Source organism: Roseovarius sp. MMSF_3350 (genome assembly GCF_030733425.1).
Classification (GTDB): Bacteria; Pseudomonadota; Alphaproteobacteria; order Rhodobacterales; family Rhodobacteraceae; genus Roseovarius.
Genome location: NZ_JASHIZ010000013.1, coordinates 94,175 through 114,821, shown reverse-complemented (window position 1 = coordinate 114,821; position 20,647 = coordinate 94,175). Strand labels below are relative to the sequence as shown.

General features: G+C 62.9%; 25 protein-coding genes and 1 tRNA gene. 14 read left to right on the top strand and 12 right to left on the bottom strand.

Annotated features, from left to right (window positions below):
- Positions 1–45: 45 nt before the first annotated feature.
- The 6 genes from RBB31_RS13600 to ffh all read right to left on the bottom strand — a co-directional run bounded on the left by RBB31_RS13600 (position 46) and on the right by ffh (position 4,263).
- Entirely contained in the window at positions 46–345 is a 300-nt protein-coding gene (locus RBB31_RS13600; protein ID WP_306129842.1) for a chorismate mutase, read from the bottom strand.
- A complete protein-coding gene (locus RBB31_RS13595) occupies positions 338–943 on the bottom strand; it encodes a GNAT family N-acetyltransferase (RefSeq protein WP_306129841.1) in 606 nt (201 codons plus the stop codon). Before RBB31_RS13595 ends, RBB31_RS13600 begins: the two co-directional genes overlap by 8 nt.
- Position 944: 1 nt before the next feature.
- Positions 945–1,535 carry a GNAT family N-acetyltransferase gene (locus tag RBB31_RS13590; RefSeq protein ID WP_306129840.1) on the bottom strand — a complete coding sequence of 197 codons (591 nt, stop codon included), beginning with the start codon at positions 1,533–1,535 and terminating at the stop codon, positions 945–947.
- Positions 1,532–2,059 carry a GNAT family N-acetyltransferase gene (locus tag RBB31_RS13585; RefSeq protein WP_306129839.1) on the bottom strand — a complete coding sequence of 176 codons (528 nt, stop codon included), beginning with the start codon at positions 2,057–2,059 and terminating at the stop codon, positions 1,532–1,534. Before RBB31_RS13585 ends, RBB31_RS13590 begins: the two co-directional genes overlap by 4 nt.
- Entirely contained in the window at positions 2,056–2,625 is a 570-nt protein-coding gene (locus RBB31_RS13580) for a GNAT family N-acetyltransferase (RefSeq protein WP_306129838.1), read from the bottom strand. The genes RBB31_RS13585 and RBB31_RS13580 overlap by 4 nt, the downstream gene beginning before the upstream one ends.
- A gap of 132 nt (positions 2,626–2,757) precedes the next feature.
- The gene (ffh, locus tag RBB31_RS13575) at positions 2,758–4,263 is read right to left on the bottom strand and encodes a signal recognition particle protein (protein ID WP_306129837.1); all 1,506 of its coding nucleotides are present in this window, start codon (positions 4,261–4,263) and stop codon (positions 2,758–2,760) included.
- A gap of 295 nt (positions 4,264–4,558) precedes the next feature.
- Between ffh and RBB31_RS13570 the strand changes: the two genes are divergently transcribed.
- The 8 genes from RBB31_RS13570 (at position 4,559) to RBB31_RS13535 (ending at position 9,791) form a co-directional block, all read left to right on the top strand.
- Positions 4,559–5,095 carry a prolyl-tRNA synthetase associated domain-containing protein gene (locus RBB31_RS13570; RefSeq protein ID WP_306129836.1) on the top strand — a complete coding sequence of 179 codons (537 nt, stop codon included), beginning with the start codon at positions 4,559–4,561 and terminating at the stop codon, positions 5,093–5,095.
- 234 nt (positions 5,096–5,329) lie between these two features.
- A complete protein-coding gene (locus RBB31_RS13565) occupies positions 5,330–5,692 on the top strand; it encodes an AtpZ/AtpI family protein (protein WP_306129835.1) in 363 nt (120 codons plus the stop codon).
- Positions 5,682–6,461, top strand: a complete 780-nt coding sequence (locus RBB31_RS13560; protein WP_306129834.1) for a F0F1 ATP synthase subunit A — start codon at positions 5,682–5,684, stop codon at positions 6,459–6,461. The genes RBB31_RS13565 and RBB31_RS13560 overlap by 11 nt, the downstream gene beginning before the upstream one ends.
- A gap of 91 nt (positions 6,462–6,552) precedes the next feature.
- Positions 6,553–6,789 carry a F0F1 ATP synthase subunit C gene (locus tag RBB31_RS13555; protein ID WP_057790696.1) on the top strand — a complete coding sequence of 79 codons (237 nt, stop codon included), beginning with the start codon at positions 6,553–6,555 and terminating at the stop codon, positions 6,787–6,789.
- Positions 6,790–7,003: 214 nt separating this feature from the next.
- Positions 7,004–7,555, top strand: coding sequence for a F0F1 ATP synthase subunit B' (locus RBB31_RS13550; protein WP_306129833.1), 552 nt, complete (start codon positions 7,004–7,006; stop codon positions 7,553–7,555).
- Between the two features lie 5 nt (positions 7,556–7,560).
- Positions 7,561–8,121 carry a F0F1 ATP synthase subunit B gene (locus tag RBB31_RS13545; protein WP_306129832.1) on the top strand — a complete coding sequence of 187 codons (561 nt, stop codon included), beginning with the start codon at positions 7,561–7,563 and terminating at the stop codon, positions 8,119–8,121.
- 144 nt (positions 8,122–8,265) lie between these two features.
- The gene (locus tag RBB31_RS13540; protein ID WP_306129831.1) at positions 8,266–8,844 is read left to right on the top strand and encodes a methanogen output domain 1-containing protein; all 579 of its coding nucleotides are present in this window, start codon (positions 8,266–8,268) and stop codon (positions 8,842–8,844) included.
- Positions 8,844–9,791, top strand: a complete 948-nt coding sequence (locus tag RBB31_RS13535; protein WP_306129830.1) for a GGDEF domain-containing protein — start codon at positions 8,844–8,846, stop codon at positions 9,789–9,791. Before RBB31_RS13540 ends, RBB31_RS13535 begins: the two co-directional genes overlap by 1 nt.
- Before the next feature lie 88 nt (positions 9,792–9,879).
- Here the strand turns inward: RBB31_RS13535 and rpsO are convergent, their stop codons facing one another.
- The 3 genes from rpsO to RBB31_RS13520 all read right to left on the bottom strand — a co-directional run bounded on the left by rpsO (position 9,880) and on the right by RBB31_RS13520 (position 12,662).
- Positions 9,880–10,149, bottom strand: a complete 270-nt coding sequence (rpsO, locus tag RBB31_RS13530) for a 30S ribosomal protein S15 (RefSeq protein WP_057790702.1) — start codon at positions 10,147–10,149, stop codon at positions 9,880–9,882.
- 164 nt (positions 10,150–10,313) lie between these two features.
- The gene (locus RBB31_RS13525; protein ID WP_306129829.1) at positions 10,314–11,306 is read right to left on the bottom strand and encodes a calcium-binding protein; all 993 of its coding nucleotides are present in this window, start codon (positions 11,304–11,306) and stop codon (positions 10,314–10,316) included.
- 327 nt (positions 11,307–11,633) lie between these two features.
- Entirely contained in the window at positions 11,634–12,662 is a 1,029-nt protein-coding gene (locus RBB31_RS13520; protein WP_306129828.1) for a LacI family DNA-binding transcriptional regulator, read from the bottom strand.
- A gap of 114 nt (positions 12,663–12,776) precedes the next feature.
- Here RBB31_RS13520 and RBB31_RS13515 point away from each other — a divergent pair.
- The 3 genes from RBB31_RS13515 to RBB31_RS13505 all read left to right on the top strand — a co-directional run bounded on the left by RBB31_RS13515 (position 12,777) and on the right by RBB31_RS13505 (position 14,778).
- Positions 12,777–12,853 (top strand) — tRNA-Arg (locus tag RBB31_RS13515).
- A 456-nt stretch (positions 12,854–13,309) separates the two neighbouring features.
- Entirely contained in the window at positions 13,310–14,176 is an 867-nt protein-coding gene (locus tag RBB31_RS13510; protein ID WP_306129827.1) for an HAD family hydrolase, read from the top strand.
- The gene (locus RBB31_RS13505; protein ID WP_306129826.1) at positions 14,173–14,778 is read left to right on the top strand and encodes a hypothetical protein; all 606 of its coding nucleotides are present in this window, start codon (positions 14,173–14,175) and stop codon (positions 14,776–14,778) included. Before RBB31_RS13510 ends, RBB31_RS13505 begins: the two co-directional genes overlap by 4 nt.
- Positions 14,779–15,117: 339 nt before the next feature.
- Here the strand turns inward: RBB31_RS13505 and RBB31_RS13500 are convergent, their stop codons facing one another.
- From RBB31_RS13500 to RBB31_RS13490, 3 genes are all read right to left on the bottom strand, one after another.
- Positions 15,118–16,728 (bottom strand): BCCT family transporter, encoded by a 1,611-nt coding sequence (locus RBB31_RS13500; RefSeq protein ID WP_306129825.1) that lies wholly within the window; start codon positions 16,726–16,728, stop codon positions 15,118–15,120.
- 162 nt (positions 16,729–16,890) lie between these two features.
- Positions 16,891–17,595 (bottom strand): hypothetical protein, encoded by a 705-nt coding sequence (locus RBB31_RS13495; RefSeq protein ID WP_306129824.1) that lies wholly within the window; start codon positions 17,593–17,595, stop codon positions 16,891–16,893.
- A gap of 18 nt (positions 17,596–17,613) precedes the next feature.
- Entirely contained in the window at positions 17,614–17,856 is a 243-nt protein-coding gene (locus tag RBB31_RS13490; RefSeq protein WP_306129823.1) for a hypothetical protein, read from the bottom strand.
- A 211-nt stretch (positions 17,857–18,067) separates the two neighbouring features.
- On the opposite strand from RBB31_RS13490, the gene RBB31_RS13485 reads away from it, so the two are divergent.
- From RBB31_RS13485 to RBB31_RS13475, 3 genes are all read left to right on the top strand, one after another.
- On the top strand, positions 18,068–18,598 hold the full coding sequence (locus tag RBB31_RS13485; RefSeq protein WP_306129822.1) for a hypothetical protein: 531 nt from the start codon (positions 18,068–18,070) through the stop codon (positions 18,596–18,598).
- Positions 18,599–18,708: 110 nt separating this feature from the next.
- The gene (locus tag RBB31_RS13480) at positions 18,709–19,347 is read left to right on the top strand and encodes a ribonuclease HII (RefSeq protein WP_306129858.1); all 639 of its coding nucleotides are present in this window, start codon (positions 18,709–18,711) and stop codon (positions 19,345–19,347) included.
- A 94-nt stretch (positions 19,348–19,441) separates the two neighbouring features.
- Positions 19,442–20,554, top strand: coding sequence for a site-specific DNA-methyltransferase (locus RBB31_RS13475; protein WP_306129821.1), 1,113 nt, complete (start codon positions 19,442–19,444; stop codon positions 20,552–20,554).
- The last annotated feature ends 93 nt before the right edge of the window (positions 20,555–20,647 follow it).

The following is a 20,647-nucleotide window of genomic DNA, read 5'->3' as shown; positions in this document are numbered from 1 at the left end:
GGCGGGTTGTGTCCGCCGCGGTTGGTCTGGCGGGAGGGTTCCGCGTCAGGTCTGGTGTTGCTTGTGGTGCTGAATGACTTCAGCGATGATGAAGTTGAGGAATTTCTTGGCGAATTCCGGGTCGAGGTCGGCGCGGTGCGCCAGGTCTTCGAGCCGTGCGATCTGTTGCGCCTCGCGGGCGGGATCGGACGGGGGAAGGTCGTGTTCGGCCTTGAGCGCACCCACGGCCTGGGTGTGCTTGAACCGCTCGCCCAGGGTGTAGACGAGGATGGCATCGAGCCGGTCGATGCTTTCGCGGTGGCCTTTCAGAAGGGCCGCGGCGCGGGAGGTGGTTGCGTCAGTCAATGGGCATCCCCTTCGGTTTGAAGAGCGGGTCGCTGTAGTGGCCGATTTCCAGCTCGATCCCGTCGCGGATCTGGCCGGATTTCAGTGTGGCGGGCGACGGGTGGCGGTAGACCGCGTCGGAGCCGTCGATGCTGGGCGCCTCGTGATCCTTGGTGCAGCCCAGCCGTTCGGCGAGGCGGATGGAATCGAGGTTCTTGGGGTCGATATAGCTGACCGCACCGTCCCAGTTGGCGGCGGAAAAGAGGTGGTCGCGGACCTTGTGCGTGGCCTCGAGCGCAAAGCCCTTTCCGGCCTTGTCGGGCCAGATGATCCAGGCAATTTCGCGTTCCGGCCACTTGGCGGGGAACCAGCCGCCGGCCATGCCAACCGTCTCGCCGGTGTCGCGCAGGTGGATCATCCACATGCCGTAACCGCGGATTTCCCAGTGGCCGATCTCGGCGGCGTAGAGCATCCACGCCTCGTAGGGATTGAGCGGGCCGCCCATGAAGCGCGAGCGGTACGAGGCGAAGGTGGCCTTGAAATCCGGGTAGTCCGTCGCCTCGGGGCCGCGCAGGACGAGGCGCCGGGTTTCCAGCACGGGGATGTCGCGGTGTCCCATGTCAGGCCTCCGCCGGATTCGGATAGCGGTAGATGCAAGACGGCGCGTCATCTTCCGGATCGGAGATATCGCCGACATACTGTGCGCCAAGACGTTTCGCCAGGGCGATGGACCGGTGGTTCCCGGCAGAGATGTAGCTGTCGAGCACGGGGACGTTCAGCGTCGACTGCGCGTAATCGCGTGCCGCGCGGGCGGCCTCGGCGGCGAAGCCCTTGCCTTCGGCGGTGTCGTTGAACATGTAGCCCAGTTCGTGATGCGGGTCGCCCGGCTCGAACCCGATCACGACGAAACCCAGATGCGTGCGCGAGGCGGTTTCCTCGACCGACCACAGGCCGTGTCCCCGCAAGAGCCAGTTGCCCACCATCGAGGCAAAGTCGTACCACGCGTCGTCACGAGGCATGGGGCCACCAAGACCCACGCCGCGCGGTCCGCAGACGATGGTGGCGTAGGCCTCGAAATCCGACAAGTTGGGGGCGCGTAGGGTCAGTCGTTCGGTGGTCAGCACGGGAAGGGCGGCGCCGATCGCGGCGGCTTGTGCCATCGCTTCCGGGGTGGGCGCCTTTTCGCACGGTTGGGAAATGGAACGGGTCATGCCGCGGCCTCCCCGATCCTGGGGTGGCGCCAGACCTGGCAGGGGGTGCCGACGACGGTGCCGTCGCGTTCGAACCGGGCGCCAAGGCGTTCGGCCAGGCGGAGCGAGCGGGTGTTCGTGGCGTCGATATAGGAGATCACGCGGTCGAGGCCGAAATGCCGGGCGGCGTGCTCGCGGGCCACCAGTGCGGCCTGGTAGGCGTATCCCTTGCCCTCGAACCCGTCGTAGATGTGCCAGCCCAGTTCGGGCTCGTCCCAGCCGTCGTTCAGGATCATGCCGACGCGGCCGGCGACGGTTTGGGATTCGCGGTGTTCGACGATCCACATGCCGTAGCCGCGCAGGGCCCAGTGGCCGATACCGGCCATGAAGGCGCGCCAGCTGTCCCAGCGGCTGTGCGGGCCGCCGACAAAGGCCGCGCGGTCGGACGTGCCGAAGGCGGCGAAGGCCTCGAAATCGGCCTCGTCATAGCCGCGCAGGATCAGGTCCTCGGTTTCGAGCACCGGAATGTCGACGGTGATCTTCATGCGTAGGCCTCGGGGGAGCCGTCGGCGTCGCAATCGAGGCCCAGCTCGGACGGACCGGGGTGACGGTAGAGGTAATCCTCGCCCATCTCGACGTTGTCGTAGGTCTTTTCGTAATACGCGCCGAGGCGTTCGGCCAGGGCGATCGACCGGGTGTTGCCGGGCACGATGTTGGACGTCAGCGTGGTCAGGCCGAGATCCTGATAGGCCCAGCGGCGAGCGCGTTCGGCGCCCTCATAGGCGATGCCGCGGCCCTCGAAGCCGTCATAGACGACCCAGCCGAGTTCCGGCTCGGGCCAGCCTTCGGGCGCCCAGATTCCGGTGATGCCGCAGGGCTGGCCGGTCTCTTTCCACTCCATGGTGAAATAGCCGAAGCCGTGCAGCGCCCAGTGGCCGATGGACATGGCGAACCAGCGCCAGGCGCGGGACATGTTTTTTTCCGTGCCGAAGCCCCACGACCGTTCGCGGTCCAGCAGGAAGCCGGCCAGCGGTTCGAAATCGCCGGCTTCCGGCCCGCGCAGGACGAGACGGTCGGTCTCGATCCGGGGGATGTCGAGGCGGAGGGTCATGCGGCACCTGCCAAAAGAACGCGCTGCCGCGCGGCTCTTTTACACGCAACTTCACCGCGACGCGCCGGGGCGGGCCGGGGCGTGTGCGGCAGGGGCCGGATTGAGTATTTGGGGCAAGAAAAAGCCATGGGATTATTTCTTTTTCCCGAAGCCGGAGAGGCCGGGGGGCAACCCGCCGCCGCCGCCTATGCCGGGAAAGCCGCCGCCGGGCATGCCCTTGCCCATCTGCCTGGCGGCTTTTTCGAGCGCCTTCGGGTCCATGCTCTGGGCCATGTCCTCGGGCGAGGGCTGGCCCTTGCCGCCGAACATGCCCTTCATGGCCTGTTTCAGCATGCCGCCCTTGCCCATCTTCTTCATCATGTCGCCCATCTGGCGCTGCATCTTCAGAAGCTTGTTGAGCTCGGAGACTTCCAGCCCGGCGCCCTGCGCGATGCGTTTCTTGCGGGAGGCTTGCAGCAGCTTGGGGTTGGCGCGTTCCTTCTTGGTCATGGAGTTGACCAGCGCGATCTGGTGGGTGATGACCTTGTCGTCGATGCCGGCACCTTCCATCTGCTTGGCCATCTTGCCCATGCCGGGCATCATGCCCATCACGCCTTCCATGCCGCCCATCTTCTGCATCTGCTCGAGCTGCATCTTGAGGTCGTTCATGTTGAACTGACCCTTCTGGAAGCGGCGCATCATCTTTTCGGCCTGTTCGGCCTCGATGGTTTGCTGCGCCTTCTCGACGAGGGAGACGATGTCGCCCATGCCGAGGATGCGGCCGGCGATGCGCTCGGGCTCGAAGGTCTCGATGGCGTCCATCTTTTCGCCCAAGCCGACGAAGCGGATGGGCTTGCCGGTGACGGCGCGCATCGACAGGGCCGCACCGCCGCGGCCGTCGCCGTCCATCCGGGTGAGGACGACGCCGGAGACGCCGATCTTGTCGTCAAACTCAGTGGCGACGTTGACGGCGTCCTGACCCGTCAGGCCATCGACCACCAGAAGTGTTTCGCGCGGGTTGGCGACGTCGCGGACCGCTGCGGCCTGGGCGATGAGTTCCTGGTCGATATGCAGGCGACCAGCGGTGTCGAGCATGTAGACGTCGTAGCCGCCAAGGCCCGCCTGCGTCTTGGCGCGTTTGGCGATGGTGACGGGATCCTCGCCCTTGACGATGGGCAGGGTGTCGACGCCGATCTGGCGGCCGAGGATTTCGAGCTGTTCCATTGCCGCGGGGCGGTTGACGTCGAGCGAGGCCATGAGCACGCGCTTGCCCTCGCGGTCCTTGAGGCGCTTGGCGAGCTTGGCGGTGGTTGTCGTTTTACCCGAGCCCTGAAGGCCGACCATGAGGATCGGCGCGGGCGGGTTGTCGATTTTCAGCGCGCCGGGGTCTTCGGAGCCGGTCAGTGTATCCACCAGCGCGTCGTGCACGATCTTGACGACCTGCTGGCCGGGGGTGACCGAGCGGGTGACGGCCTGGCCGGTGGCCTGGTCCTGCACGCGTTTGACGAAGTCGCGCGCGACGGGCAGCGAGACGTCGGCCTCTAGCAGGGCGACGCGGACCTCGCGCAGGGCGGTCTTGACGTCCTCTTCGGAGAGGGCGCCCTGTTTGGTCAGCCGGTCGAAGACGCCGGAGAGACGTTCGGAAAGATTTTCAAACATGCCTCGGCCTCCTTCGCCGGTTTCTGTCATGTCGTCCCAACATAGGGATGACGGTTCAAACGATAAACGCCCCCACGGGCGAAACTCGCTGGTGGGGGGCGATCCCGGGCTGCGCCCATGGGACCGGAAGAGCGCTGTCTTCCGTGATGTTGTGCCGGCTGATAGGCCTTTGCGAGAGCCGAGTCAATACGGTGGCGTCTTACAAGACGGCGGAGGCGGTTGACAGGCTGAAGCCGTTCTTCGAGAAGGATGACCCGGCGGAACAGCCGCCTTTCCGGTCAAGGAGCCTTTGGACATGGTCGATGCCTCTTCCGCCTTTCAGGACGGGTTGCCCGTGAGGTCCGATGATCTGCTGGCGCGGATGCGCGCGGCTGGCGTGAACTTCGAGTATTACGAGCATATCCCGCTGCGCACGGTCGAGGACGCCAAGACGGTGCAGGGTGGAACCGTTCCGGCAGGCGACGGACGGATCGACATCAAGAATTTCTACCTTAGGGACCGCAAGAAGCGGAACCACCTGGTGGTGCTGGAGCAGGACCGGGAGGTGGACCTGAAGGCGCTGGGCGCGCAGATGGGCGTTGCGGGGCTGTCCTTCGGCTCGGCGGAGCGGTTGATGGAGTTTCTGGGCGTGCGGCCCGGCGCGGTCAGCCCGCTGGCGATGGTCAACGGGGCGGAGGCCGGCGTGCAGCTGTGGATGGACGCGGCGGTGCGGGAGGCAGGGCTTGTCCATGCGCATCCACTGGTGAACGACCGGACGGTGGCGATCCGGCCCGGTGATCTAGAGGCGCTTCTGGCGGGGTGGGGTGCCGAGGTGGCTTGGCTGGAGCTTTAGAACTGGCGGCAAGATTTGAGTATTTGAGGAACAGTGAAAACCGGGTGGCGCGCGCAATCTCAACCGCTTGGTTGAATATGCGAAATCCGATTCATGACGCCCTAAGATGGCTGCGGCGGAGCGGCGCAGTCTGATAAGTTCTATATTTATCAATGGGTTGAAGGGAGCTGCCCCGCGCTTGACTCGGAGCCGGGTGCGGCATAGCAACAGCGCAACGGTTCCGGAGGGAAAAAGGTGGACGATCCTGACCGACAAGAGCGGCTGAGGCGGCTTGAAGACAGGATCAACGCGCTGAAAGGCGTGGATGCGCCGAAGCCCCACATGGAGAACCATTATTCACAGGCACAGCTGGCCTGGCGGATGGTGATAGAACTTGTGGCCGGTCTGGGGATCGGCTTTGGCATGGGGTACGGGTTGGATTACCTGTTCGGGACGATCCCGATCTTCCTTGTGCTGTTTACATTGCTGGGCCTTGCGGCGGGCATCAAGACGATGATGCGCAGCGCCAACGAGATCCAGCTGAAGAATGCGGCGGAAACGCTGGACGCAGAGCGAGCCCGCGAGGGTGACGACAAGAGGATGACAGATGGCCACTGAAGCGCAGGGCGAAAGCGAAGGGCTGGTTTTCCACCCGATGGATCAGTTCATCATCAAGCCGCTGACCGGTGACGGCCCGGTGGGGCTGTTCACGATCACCAACGCCACGCTGTGGATGGCTCTGACGGTGCTGGCGATCTTTGCGCTGATGGTGCTGGGCACGTCCGCAAGGTCGGTCATTCCGGGCCGCATCCAGTCGATCGCGGAGCTGGCCTATGGCTTTATCCGCAAGATGGTCGAGGACGTGGCGGGCAAGGAGGCGCTGCCGTACTTCCCCTATATCATGACACTGTTCATGTTCATCGTCTTCGCGAACTTCCTGGGCCTCATCCCCGGGGCGTTCACCTCGACAAGCCATATCGGCGTGACGGCGGTGATGGCGATGATGGTGTTCATCGGCGTGACCGTGCTGGGCTTCGTCAAGAACGGCGCGAGCTTTCTGAGCCTCTTTTGGATCAGCTCGGCGCCGCTGGTGCTGCGGCCGATCCTGGCGCTGATCGAGGTGATTTCCTATTTCGTGCGTCCGGTCAGCCACTCGATCCGTCTTGCCGGCAACATGATGGCGGGACACGCCGTGATGAAGGTGTTCGCCGCCTTCGCGCCGCTGGTGCTGATCTCGACTGGGGTGGGCCTTGTGGTCACGCCGCTGTCGATCCTGGCGATCACCGCGGTCTATGGCCTGGAGGTGCTGGTGTCGTTCATCCAGGCCTACGTGTTCACCATCCTGACCTGCGTGTACCTCAAGGACGCGCTGCACCCGCATCATTAGGAAACGCGTGGGCTTTCGCCCACCCTAAGCGGCGCGTGCGTCGCATCACTCGAACAACAGATCACTGAATTCCATCGTAAGGAGAAAAGACATGGAAGGCGATATCGCACAAATGGGTCAATTCATCGGCGCGGGCCTGGCGTCTGTCGGCATGGGCGGCGCGGCCGTCGGTGTGGGCAACGTGGTCGGCAACTACCTGGCCGGTGCCCTGCGCAACCCCTCGGCCGCCGGTGGCCAGACCGCGACCATGTTCATCGGTATCGCGTTCGCGGAAGCCCTGGGGATCTTCTCGTTCCTCGTCGCGCTTCTGCTGATGTTCGCCGTCTGAGCCAGACGGGTTTGATCCTTACGGGTCGGGGTGAGAGGCGAGATGCCTGTCCCCCGGCGTCCGTGAGGGGCCTCCCGCCGGCCCTTTGCCGCGTCCGGTCTTCGGGCTTGGCGACACGACACGAACATTGAGCCTTGCGCGGCCCCTGGAGCGGACCCCGGACAAAACCGGGCAAAGCTGATACAAGGGGACAGGCGCAACAAGGAGAACGCAGATGGCGACCGATACCCTAGGAGAAGGTGCAGCCAGCGCTTGCGTCGACGCAGGCGGTGGAGCGATTGGCCTTCCGCAGCTTTGCCCGGACTGGATGGGCAACCAGATCGTCTGGCTGGTCATTGCGCTGGTCGTGATCTTCTTCATCCTGTCGCGCATCGCGCTGCCGCGCATCGCGGCTGTGCTGGCCGAGCGGCAGGGGACGATCACCAACGACTTGGCTGCGGCGGAAGACCTGAAGGAAAAGGCATCCGACGCCGAGGACGCCTATAACAAGGCCCTGGCCGATGCACGCGCCCAGGCGCAGGAGATCATTGCCGAGGCCAAGGCGGAGATGAACGCCGAACTGGAAGAGGCCACCAAGAAGGCCGATGCCGAAATCGCGGCCAAGGCCGCCGAAGGCGAGAAGGCCATTGCGGAAATCCGGGCGAACGCCCTGGAGAGCGTGAAGGAAGTGGCCAAGGACACCGCCAAGGAACTGGTCGCCGCGATGGGCGTCAAGGCCGATGAGCGGACCGTCACGTCCGCCGTCAATTCGCGGCTGAAAGGGTGAGCGCCATGAAACAGTTGATCGCAACCCTGACTGCCATGGTCACCGCTGGCCCCGCGCTGGCCGCCACCGGCCCGTTCCTTTCGCTGGGCAACACCGACTTCGTGGTGATGCTGGCCTTCATCCTGTTCATCGCGCTGCTGGTCTACCTGAAGGTGCCCGGCAAGATCGGCGAGATGCTGGACAAGCGGGCCGACGGCATCAAGTCGGAGCTGGACGAGGCGCGCGCGCTGCGCGAGGAAGCCCAGACCCTGCTGGCGAGCTATGAGCGCAAGCAGAAGGAAGTCCAGGACCAGGCCGACCGGATCGTGGCCCATGCCAAGACCGAAGCCGCCGAAGCCGCCGAGCAGGCCAAGAAGGACCTCGAGCTGTCCATCAAGCGCCGGATCAAGGCCGCCGAGGAGCAGATCGCCTCGGCCGAGGCCAGCGCGGTGAAGGACGTGCGCGACCAGGCGATTGCCGTGGCCGTCGCCGCCGCCAAGGACGTGGTCGCCAAGAGCCTGACCGCGGAGGACAACAGCAAGCTGATCGACCAGTCGATTGGCGAGGTGCAGTCCAAGCTGCACTGACGCGTTTTGCGCAGCCTTGAAGGTGCAAGAACCCGGTGCCGAAAGGTGCCGGGTTTATTTTTAATCACTTCCCGAGAACCGGTTTACCCGATTTTAAGAAAGACCCTCTTACGTGCTTCTTAACAGGTCTTAAGGAGAAGAGTGGTGGACGGAGTAAACGGTTTGGACGAGAGCCTGGTGCAGGTGGAAACGACAGCGTCGCCGGTGGGTGCGACGCGGGACAAGGGGCGGGTGCCCGCGGTCGCCCTCGAGCCTTGCGGGTTCTTCAACACCGTGAGTGCGACACTGGCCGGGACACTGGAAGATACCGTCGGGCTGGAAGATGCGTCGGCCTTTATCGGCGTGGTCGGGGACGAGCTGGGCGACGAGATCAGCCGCCAGTATGCCGATGCGATGGATGGCGGGTTGTCGCAGGACGCCGAGGCGCTGGGGCACATCCTGGTGGATCTGAAAGCGCGGCTGGGCGGGACATTCGAGATCGAATCCTGCGATGACAGCGAGATTGTCCTGACGAACGGGCGGTGCCCGTTCGGCGTGCAGGTGACCGGACGCAGTTCGCTGTGCATGATGACGACCATGGTGTTCGGCCGTGTGGTTGCGGACCGCAACGGGTATGCCAGCGTCAAGATCGAGGAGTCCCTGGCGATGGCGCATGGTCGCTGTCGCGTGCGGGTCCGGCTGGTCGATGACCGGAAAGGCGATGGTGTAGAGTTCTTCAAGTGATGGGCGATCCGAGGCTTGCGGGGATCGAAATCGCGCTGAACGCCCTGTCGCAGGCGGCGATGGTGGTGGACGGGACGGGCGCCATCGTGCTGGACAACCGCCCGGCGCGGGATCGCTATGGCGCGCGCCGGGCCGGCGGGATCGTCGAACTGGCCGAGGCACCGCGCGAGCAGGTCGTGGCGGAGCTGAGGCGCGTGTTGCGCACCACGGGCACGTCATTCCTGCGGCTTTTCCGCAACGGATCTACCACAGCCTTGTTCAAGCTCAAGCGGCTGGACCGGGCCTGTCCGGCGCAGGATCGGCTGATCCTGGTGCTGGAAGACCAGAACAAGGGTATGGTCAGCAAGTTCCTGAAAGCGCGCGAGTTGGTTAAGACGCAAGACGGTGCGCTGCAACTCAGTCTGCGGAGGCAGGCGGACCTGCGCCGCGAAGCGCGAAAGCTGCGCGAGCTGGGCCGGATTGATCCTGTGACCGGGCTGCTGAACCGGCGCGCCTTTGAGGAGGCGGTGCGCAACGGGCTGCGTCGCGCAAGTGGCGCGGTGCTTTTCTGCGACCTCGATGATTTCAAGGCTGTGAACGACCGGCTGGGCCACGGCGCGGGGGACAGCGTGTTGCAGCAGGCCGCGCTGCGGTTGCGCGAGGTTTTCGAGGTGAACGGCATCTGCGGGCGGATCGGAGGGGACGAGTTTGCGGCATGGCTGCCCGCGGCCGGGCGCGACGAGGCGGAAATGAGTGCGCAGGCGGTGGAGCGGTCCTTTGCGCGACACTTTGGCGTCGGAGACGCGGAGGCGGTTGCGGTCGGCCTTTCCGTTGGGGTGGCCGTGGCCCCGGAGGACGGCAGCGATTTCGAGGCGTTGATGGCCTGCGCGGACATGCGGATGTACGCCGCGAAAGCGCGGCCTGTAGTCTCTACCGGATCGCCGGGGGTTCCGGACCTGCCCATGTAGAGGCCTGACGCCGCCGGTCGGATCCAGACAAAAAAATGCCCGCTCGTCGGAGCGGGCATTCGTCGTGAATTCCGGTTGATCGAGGCGTTTAGCGGCGGATGCCGAGACGCTTGATCAGGTCTTGGTATCGCGCTTCGTCCTTGCCCTTGAGGTAGTCCAGCAGTTTGCGGCGCTGGGCGACCATTTTCAGAAGGCCACGGCGGCCGTGGTTGTCCTTCTTGTGGGTCTTGAAGTGCTCGGTCAGGGTGGAAATGCGCGAGGTGAGGATTGCAACCTGAACTTCGGGCGAGCCGGTGTCGCCTTCCTTGGTCGCGAAATCTTTCAGCACCTTGGCCTTTTCTTCGACAGTGATCGACATCGGGGTCTCCTTTGGTTGAAGGGTGAAGGGCACGAGCCGGGATGTCGTCCAGCAAGGTCCTGTGGAGATACCTGCCGTTTCAGCGGCAGATGCGGGCGTATAGGAGATTCTCGGGCGTTTGGAAAGGGGGATTTGCCATGGCGACCCGGCGCCGGGGATCAGTCTTAGGTCTGTGGGATCAGGGAGATATGCGCCAGCGTCAGGGCGGTGTCGCTGGTCACCTCGGCCACCACGGCGCCGTCCAGAAGGATGCGATGCAGGTCGGATATTTCGCGATCGTTCTCGACCGTGACGTCGGGCGCGGCATTGCCGGTGCCGTCGTAGAGCACGACGAGACTGTCCTCGGCGGTGTTGAAATCGACAATCCGGCCCTGGTGCCCCGCGTCGGTCCAGTCGCGAAGGATGAAACCGTCGGCGCCGGTGCCGCCGGTCGCGATGTCGCCCGCGCCCAAGGTGATCCGATCGTCGCCGGCCCCGCCGTTGAGGTAATCCCGGTCGTCTTCGGGGGGCGTGCCCTCGGGCGCGATTCCAGTCAGCTGGTCGTTGCCGTCGCCGCCGAAGAGCGTGTCGGCCCCGGCCCCGCCATCGAGCGTGTCGTCGTCGAGATAGCCGTGCAGCGCGTCGTCGCCGGCCCCGCCCGTCAGCGTGTCGGCGCCCTCGCCGCCCAGAAGGCTGTCGTCACCGTTGCCGCCATCGAGCAGGTCGTCGCCGTCATGGCCCAGGACACTGTCATTGCCATCGCCGCCCGCGACGAAATCGTTCCCGGCCTCGCCATGCAGGGTGTCGTGGCCGCGCTCGCCGGCAACCACGTCCTCCCCTTCGCCGCCGCGCGCGATGTCGTCGCCGTCGCCTGCCTGGATCGTGTCGTCGCCGCCGAGGCCATCGAGAAACTCGTTGATGGCGGTGCCGGGGATAATGTCGGCAGCGGTGGTGCCGCGTGCGAGGCCATAGTCGTCGCCCTCGGGGTCGTCGGGTTGAGCGGGAAGGTCGGGTTCGGACGCGATGTCGAGAAGCGAGGTGCCACCGCTGTCGAGCTGTTCGGTGTCGCCGGGCGAATCGATATCGTCGCGCGCATTGTTGACGGAGACGTCATCAAGTCCCCAAACTGCAGCGGTGCTTACCGCCACCATACCGATCAGACCCGCCAGAAACAGCATCTACTCTACCCACAACAAAACCCCGCCCGACAAAGCCACATGAGCGGCGATTTTTCAATTCAAACCGCGTGCCATGGTTAACGGCCCAGTGCGTCGGACCCTGACACCGTTAGGTTAATCGAGGGTAAAGATTCGGATGGGTTTTCGGCGTCCGAAACGGACGTCTCAGGCGGTCCGCCCGGAGGTTCCATTCGTACCAACATTGCGGAGCCCGCTGAAGCCGGTTTTCATGGCCAGCCCTCCTTCAGGTCTCTCAAATGGTGCGGGGCGGGAAAACCGCGATCCCGTCCGTCCGTGACGAGGCAACGGAGCCCTAAACGACTGACCCTAGAACCGGCGCAGGGTGTCACCGTAGGTGAGGGTGGGTTCCAGAACGATCCGGGACGGCCCCGCCGCGCTGTCGGCGCCGGTGGCGCGGGCCACGATCAGTTCTGCAGCGCGGCGGCCGATTTCCTGGCGGCAGGACTCCATCGTCGCCAGTTCGCGCGGCAGGCCCTTGATCAGATCGACGCCGTTGAAGCCGGCAAGGCCCACCTGGCCGGGAATGTCGATGCCTTGCTCGGTGAGGTAAAGCAGGCCGCCCGCGCCGATCAGGTCGTTGGAATAGTAGATGAAGTCGAGATCAGGGCTCCGGGACAGCACGTCGCGGGTCATCTCGCGACCCTTCTTGAGCGCCGAACCGCCGGAGTAGAACTCGTGGTCCTCGATCTCGATCCCAGCCTTGGCGAGGGTCTCGGTGAACCCCTCGAAGCGTTTGCGGGCGCGGTGGTCGAGGGGCATCTTGGTGCCAAGGAAGGCGATGCGCCGGTAGCCGGCCTTGATGATCGCCTTTGCCATATGCGACCCGGCGCGGCGGTGCGAGATGCCGACCACGGAGTCGATCGCGGTGCCGTCCACGTCCATGATCTCGACCACCGGTATGCCGGAGGCGCGGAGCATGGCGCGCGCCGCGTCGGAATGCTCCATGCCCGCGATGATCACGCCGGAGGGGCGCCACGAGAGCATCTCGTAGAGGACCTTTTCCTCTTTTTCGGGGCGGTAGCCGGTGACGCCGACGACGGGTTGCAACTCGGTCTCGTCGAGTGCTTCGGAGATGCCGGTCATGACCTCCGGAAAGACCATGTTGGACATTGACGGAATGATGACGGCCACCAGGTTCACCCGCTGGCTGGCAAGGGCGCCGGCAATCTTGTTGGGCACGTAGCCCAGCGCCTTGGCGGCGGCGAGGACGCGTTCGCGGGTGGCCTGCGAGACATCGCCCCGGTTGCGCAGCACGCGGCTGACGGTCATCTCGGACACGCCGGAGGCCTCGGAAACGTCGCGCAGGGTCAGGGGGCGTGTGTCGTGCTTGGTCAAGTGGGGTGTCCGATGGGAAGCGTTGCGCAGATGTTACCGCAATCACGAGGGGCCGCGCAACTGGACGCTTGGAGGCTGACAAGCGCGCGGAGAGACGCTATGGAGGCGTCACGCGGCCCCGTGGCTCAACTGGATAGAGCAGCCCCCTCCTAAGGGGCAGGTTGCAGGTTCGAATCCTGCCGGGGTCGCCAGCAAACTATTGATTTTCATTGGATTTTTTCGGCTTCCCGACCGATTTTCGGGCGCGTCATATAAGGTGAGTTCATGTTGATTAAGGTGAATTCGTGGAATGTGCGCGGATTATCCGCGCAAAATCCGCGCACTTTTTCAGCGTTTGTTCCCCACAGTTTGAGCAAATCCCCTTGTTATGCTGGTTGATTTGAAAATGTGAGCAGATTTCTGGCATAGGGACTGGTTACAGCTCGGTTCAAACTTTGGGTCGCACCGGTGCAGAAAAGGTTCTGTTGGTACCCAAAAAGCTTCGTCAACTGGTCGTCTGAACGATTGAAACCATGTGCTACGACAAGGCTCTATCATGATCCGCGAACAATAGATTTTGCGGTTCGCAATTTTGATTGCGGGAAGTCTCGCTTGCGCTGATGACAGCCAAGGGTGAGAGTGACACATATGCGTAAAGAGAGAGGCCCATGCATCGCACCGTCTTAATTACCGACGTCGACAATACCCTCTTTGACTGGGTTGATATTTGGTATCGGTCTTTCCGAGCAATGCTCGATGAGGTTTGCTCGATTTCTGGTCTTAGAGAGGAAGAACTGTATCAATCGATCAGTTCTATCCACCAAACCCACCAAACCAGCGAATATGCATTTCTACTCGAAGAGGTGCCAGAACTGCATTCGAGATACGGTGACAAAACACTTGAGGTTTTATCCCCGGCGATTGCTGCATTTCGCGAGGCGCGACGCGAAGCAATGCGACTGTATCCTGGAGTGTCTGAAACACTAGAAGAACTGCGCGCAAAAGGAATTAAAATCGTTGCTTATACTGAGTCCCAAGAATTCTATACACAGTATCGTTTTCGGAAACTGGGCTTGGATCAACTAATTGACTACCTCTATTCACCACCTGATCATGAACTGCCCGTCGACGATGTCGGAGCCTTAAGAAAGTACGATCCTGAGCGGTACGAAATGAAGCTCACGAAACAAATGCATACACCTCGTGGTGAAGTTAAGCCGAACCCGCACATTCTGATGTCAATTTTGGATGATCTAGGAGTGGCCCCGGAGCAGGCGCTGTACGTTGGTGACAGCAAGATGAAAGATATAGCCATGGCGCAAGGTGCTGGAGTTCTCGACGCATGGGCTGAGTATGGTCAGGCACAACATCGAGAACAATATGAATTGCTAAAGAAGGTAACTCATTGGACGCCGGCGCAAGTGAAACGCGAAGCGGAAATAAATAGCGGACGAGACGTAACACCAACTCACACATTGAGAGATCAGTTTTCCGAGGTTCTTCCCTTCTTCACGACCTCTAAGGTCGCATCATGACAGTAGAGCGGAATGAGAACCGCGAAGGCTTGAACGAGACTGTTGTATTGGAATTGTGGAAGAAGACTGTAGACGTTCAACAACACTTCAATGATTTGGAGTTGAGAATTCGGAACTTCGCACTCATTGTTGTAGGCGCCTTGCTTGCGCTCGGTGGATACGCGGTTAGAGAATCCGTGACGGTCTCAATTCTTGGTATTAGCCTTTCCGCAGCAGGTCTGATTATCTGGTCATCTCTGATTCCGCTCGCAGCGTTCTACTTCATGGATCGCTGGTGGTATCACCGCCTCCTGAAAGGTGCAGTGATGGCCGGAATACCCTTGGAAGCAAAGCTGAAGGAGATGGGGTACCCCGTTGCGCTTGGCGAAGAGATTAGCAAATCCAGTCCCTTTGAGTGGAGGCTGTGGGGGCGCAAAGGCGAAGGAGATGAGACTTCGTTTTGGAAGTTTCCAAAACGAAAAATGCACTCAGAGTACAAAATGGACTTCTTCTATCTGGCTCTCGGATTAGCTATTTTCGTAGTTGGCTTTTCGTTGATTAATGTGGCCGAAATAGAGGCAAGCTCCCCTGACCACACCCAAAAAGTGACCGACCAAAACTAACCAACGGATATGAACCCAGTGTTCCAAGCTAATTGAGTAAGCCTCTTACCTATTCGCGGGCGCGCAATTTCCGCGCACATGAATCCGATATTCCTTTAAAATATTGTAATTAAATATAAAAAATAACCATCCTATTCCGCTCCTAAGGGGCAGGTTGCAGGTTCGAATCCTGCCGGGGTCGCCAGCCTTTGCCCCGAAATGTCGGGCCCTGGATGGGATTCGTCGTGCGATCGGCCTGCCGGTGCGTCAGGAAACGTTGCCTTCACGGCTAAAAGATTTTTCGCCGCTCTATCGGAAAATCTGAAGCCGAACGACATGGGATGCGGACCGGTGCATGCGTCAGAATTTGGACAATCCCGGGCGTTTGCCGATCGAGATATGGTCGATTTCCTCGTTGCGGAAGCCGAGGATCAGCGCGGGTATCATCAGAAACACGAGGCAGAAGATCGGCAGGCCAACAACGGTGATGACCTGTTGCAGAGCTGTGAGCCCGGCGTCGCCCGCGAGCACGATCAGCATCGCGGCCACCAGCCCTTCGGACACGCCCCAGAAGACGCGCTGCCTTGTCGGTCCGGGCTCTGGCGAGCCGGTGCAGAGCATGTCCACGACCAGCGAGGCGGAGTCCGACGAGGTGGCGAAGAAGATCGCCACCACCACCACGGCGATGCCCTGAACGAGGTCGGCAAAGGGGAAGTTCTCGAAGAAGGCGAACATGGCGAGCGGCACGGACTCGGCCACTGCATCGCTCAATACGCCGGCCTGCGCGCCCAGGGCGTCGCGGGCGGCGGCGCCGATGCCGTCGATCTCCATCGCTTGCCAGCCGAAGATCGAGAACCAGACCAGCGTGAACAGCGAGGGCGCCAGAAGAACGCCGAAGACGAATTCGCGGATCGTGCGCCCGCGCGAGATGCGGGCGACGAAAAGGCCGATGAAGGGCGACCATGTTACCGTCCAGGCCCAGTAGAAGACGGTCCAGCTGCCCTGCCAGCCCCAGCCGTCGGATTCGGGGCCGATCTCGGACAGCATGTCGTTCCAGAACGCGAGGCGCGGCAGATTGCCAAGGTAGAGGCCGACGGTTTCGACCATGCCGCGCAGCAAAAAGAGCGTCGAGCCGCAGATCAGAACGAAGATCATCAGGCCCACGGCCATGCCGATGTTGATGTTGGACAGAAGCTTTACGCCCTTGTCGAGGCCCGCGACGATGGAGCCCACGGCGACCGCCGTGAGTGTCGCGAGGATCACGACCTTGAGCATGACGCCGTCTTCCCAGCCGAACAGAGCCTCTAGACCGGCGGCGATCTGCGACGAACCGAGGCCCAGTGAGACCGCGACGCCGAACAGCGTGCCCAGAACGGCGGCGATGTCGATCGCCTTGCCCCATGGGCCATAGATCCGGTCCTTGAGCAGGGGATAGAAGACCGAACTGACACGCACGGGCAGGTCGTAGCGGTTGATGAAATAGGCGAAAGCGAGGCCGGGAAGGGTGAAGATCGTCCAGGTGTGCAGTCCGAGGTGATAGATCGCGATGGATATCGCGTCCTGAGCTGCTTCTTCGGAATAGGGCTCGACCCCCGGCAGCGGCGGCGTGGCGAAATGGCTCATGGGTTCGGCGACGCCCCAGAACATCAAAACGGTGCCGATGCCGCCGGCGAAGAGCATCGTGAACCATGAAAGGTTGGTATAATCGGGGCGCGAACCGCGCGGGCCGAGGCGGATATGACCGTGACGGCTCATGGCGGTCCACACGAGGAAGCCAAGCCAGAGGTTCACTCCGAGAATGAAGAACCAGCCGAGGTTAGAGACGATCCAGGCGCGTCCGCCGGCGAAGGCATTGCCGATGGGTTCGGGAGCGATGACCAGCGCAAGAACGAAAACGAGGGTGAAGATCGCGGATACGAAGAAAATCACCGGATCGGTCTTCAGGCCCAGCCGGTCAACCCACGTATCCATATGACTGTCCCCCTGGACGTTTTTTTGTTGCTATTGAATATCCTAACGCGAGGGAAGGGCGGGAGTTCCACAACGCCCGGTGGCGCGCGCCCGAAGGCGTCGCGCGCGGGTTCGGCCGGGGCGCCGCGCGGGGTGTTCGGGGTGGCGAAAGAAGCGGGGTGGTCAGATCACGCGGATGACGTTCTTGTCGATCGCGAGCATGTAGCCGCGGCGGGCGATGTTCTTGACCAGCAGTTCCGAGACCATCTGGTTGCCCAGCGTGTCGCGCAGGCGCTTGATGCGGGTCGCGCCCGCGGCCTCTTCGCAATCTTCGGCGGAGCGGCCGGAGATCACCGCCTCGATCTCGGCGCCCGAGAGCACGTCGTCGTCCATCCGCGCCTCGGCCAGAACGGCGAGGGTTTCCATCGCCGCGTCGGTGAGCTTGAAGCCCATGTTGTTGAGATAGACGGCGTTTTCCTCGCGGCTGATCAGAAGCGAACTGACCTGTATGCCGGAATGTTCGATCTGCGCGAGTCGGCGGTTCATGCCGACGAGCATCACAAGGAACACCAACGCCGCCACCAGGAGGGCTGTGGCGAAGATCAGCAGCACGAGGATCAGCATCCGGTAGCTGCCCAGCGTTTCCGAGAAGGCGGTGCCGGAGAGGGCGAGGATCTCCAGCAGCTTGATCTCGGCATCCGATGTGAGCGCATCGTTCTCGGCGAAGATCCGGGCGACCTTGTCGTTGAAGGCGTTGGCGTCGGGCAGGGTGAGCACCAGCAAGACGGCGGCGGCGACAAGGATCGTGACGATGGCCACGACGCCGAAGACCACGATCCGGTTGCCGGACCGGCGGGTGTCGGTGATGGAGGTCTCGAAATCCTGCACGTGCCCCGGTCTCCTGCCCTAGCCTTCGCGGACCGAGAGGACCTTGAGCAAGGTCAGGCCCTGGCTGGCAAGGCGGGCGCTCAACTCGGCGGTGGCGTTGGCGACGGTGCAGGGCCCGCTGACCTGCGCGACCTCGTAGATCAGTTCGAACGGGGTGTCGCGCTTGGCCTTGTACTCGGCATAGCAGGCGGCCTGGGCGGCGCCGGTCGTGGCGGCGGCCAGGCCGAGCGTCACGACGAGGGGGAGGAGTGTGCGTTTCATTGCGCCAAGATGCGCGTATCCCCGCCGCTATTCAATATCCGGTCGGCGGAAACGGCCTTCTGCGCCGTGTTATCGGATAACAGGCGGGCGATATTGCCTGTCCTGGCGGGGTGGACCCATCCTTGGTGCATCGCCTGAGCCGGGCCGGCACGGTGACGTCGTTTCCGGTGTCGGGGACCGATCCAGGCTCAACATAAAGAAAGGACCTGACATGACACATCGCAAGTTCATATCGCTGATACTGGCCGCGGCGCTGGCCGTGACCGGGATGACATCGGCACCGGCGCAGGCCACCGACAGGGATGTCGCCAAATGGGTCGCCGGGGCGGTCGCCCTGGGGCTGATCGGTGCGGCCATCGCCGACCAGCGCCGCGACGACCGCGCAGTGACGCGCCATCACGGCGGACACGGGCCGCGGTTCTACAACGGCCATCGCCGCGGGCATGACCGGTACGACAAGCGCGGTCACCGGCGCGGGCATGATGGCTATTCCCATCGGGGCCGTCACGGCCAGCATTTTGCCCTGCCGCAGCAGTGCCGCCGCGATGTGCAGGTCCGGGGCGGCGTGCTGCGCGGGTATGGGCGGCATTGCCTGCTGAACAACTATCCGCGGTTCAACGCGCTGCCGCATCGCTGCGCCGTGGAGACACGCGGGCACGGCCGGCGTGACGTGGTTTACGACAGCCACTGTCTCGAGCGTTACGGGTTTTACGACCGCAGAAGCGACAAATACCGGAAATAAGGCCGCGAGGACCGGTCGAGCAGTGAAGGGGGGCGCGCGGTTCAATGCATCCTTCGGGCGCCTCCCTTCTTTTCCTTCCATGAGAACGCTATTACTAGGGGTCCATGAGCATGACCGTGCATGGGCCCCATTTTCAGTTCGAGACCGAAGCGCTGGCCGCTGGCGCGTTGCACGTGGCCGGGGTGGACGAGGCCGGGCGCGGCCCTCTGGCCGGGCCGGTGACGGCGGCGGCGGTGATTCTGGCGCCGGGGCGCATTCCCGACGGGTTGAACGATTCCAAGATGCTGACGGCGAAGCGGCGCGCGGCGCTGCACGATGCGATCCTGGAGGTGGCAGAGGTGTCGGTGGGACATGCCAGCGTCGAGGAGATCGACGAGATCAACATCCTGCGGGCGGCGCAACTGGCGATGACGCGGGCGCTGGCGGGGCTGTCGCGCCCGCCCTGCCTGGCGCTGGTCGATGGCCACCTTCTGCCGCGCGAGATGCCGTGCGAAGGGCGCGCGATCATCAAGGGCGACGCGCTCTGCCTGTCGATTTCGGCGGCCTCGATTGTGGCCAAAACAAGGCGCGACCGCATCATGTGGGATTTGGCGCAACAGTATCCCGGCTATGGCTGGGAGACCAACGTGGGCTATGGATCAAAAAGCCACATGGCGGCTTTGCAAAATCTTGGTGTGACCCCACACCATAGACGTTCGTTCCGACCGGTCCACAATATATTGTATCAAGAGAAAAACATAACCGACTGATTCAAAAAAGAAATTGACCGCGAATCCGCTTTGACTCATCCTTGGCCTCAACGACCAGAGCGCACAACAAGGCGCCGGGACAGAGGCAGAAAAGATGACGACAAAGACCAAGAAGGGCGTGCAAACGCTCCCGTTGAATACTGTCCTTGGTGGCGATTGTATCGAGGTCATGAACGGCCTGCCGGAAGGCAGCGTCGACCTGATCTTTGCCGACCCCCCTTACAACCTGCAACTGCGCGGCGACCTGCACCGGCCGGACAACAGCCAGGTGGACGCGGTCGACGACGCGTGGGACCAGTTCGCAAGTTTCGAGGTCTACGACCGCTTCACACGCGACTGGCTGAAGGCTGCGCGGCGGCTGCTGAAGCCCAACGGCGCGATCTGGGTGATCGGATCCTATCACAACATCTTCCGGGTCGGCGCGGCGTTGCAGGATGCGGGCTTCTGGATCCTGAACGACGTGGTGTGGCGCAAGTCGAACCCGATGCCGAATTTCCGGGGCAAGCGCCTGACCAACGCGCATGAGACGCTGATCTGGGCCAGCCGCGACGAAGCAGCCAAGTACACCTTCAACTACGAAGCGCTGAAATCGCTGAACGAAGGCATCCAGATGCGCAGCGACTGGGTGCTGCCGATCTGCACCGGGCATGAACGCCTGAAGGACGAGCAGGGCGACAAGGCGCATCCGACGCAGAAGCCCGAGAGCCTGTTGCACCGGGTGCTGCTGGGCACGACCAATCCCGGCGAAGTGGTGCTGGACCCGTTCTTCGGCACGGGTACCACCGGCGCCGTGGCCAAGATGCTGGGGCGCGAGTTCATCGGGATCGAGCGCGAGGAAGCCTATCGCAAGGTGGCCGAGAAACGGCTGGCGAGCGTGCGGAAATACGACCGCGAGGCCTTGCAGGTCAGCACCAGCAAGCGGGCCGAGCCGCGCGTGCCCTTCGGGCAGCTGATCGAGCGCGGTATGCTGCGCCCGGGCGAGGAACTGTTGAGCATGAACGGGCGTCACAAGGCCAAGCTGCGCGCCGATGGCACGCTGGTGGGCGATGACGTCAAGGGCTCGATCCACCAGGTCGGTGCGGCGCTTGAGGGCGCGCCCAGCTGCAACGGCTGGACCTACTGGTGCATCAAGCGCGAGGGCAAGCCGGTCTCGATCGACGTGTTCCGGCAACAGATCCGGGCCGAGATGGCCGATCGCGCCAACTAGAAGTTTCCCAGAATTCAAGAACACCGCCGGTGCCTGTGGCCTGACACACGGCACTCACCTTGCCCCCGCCCCTGACGGCGGGGGCTTTTTTTG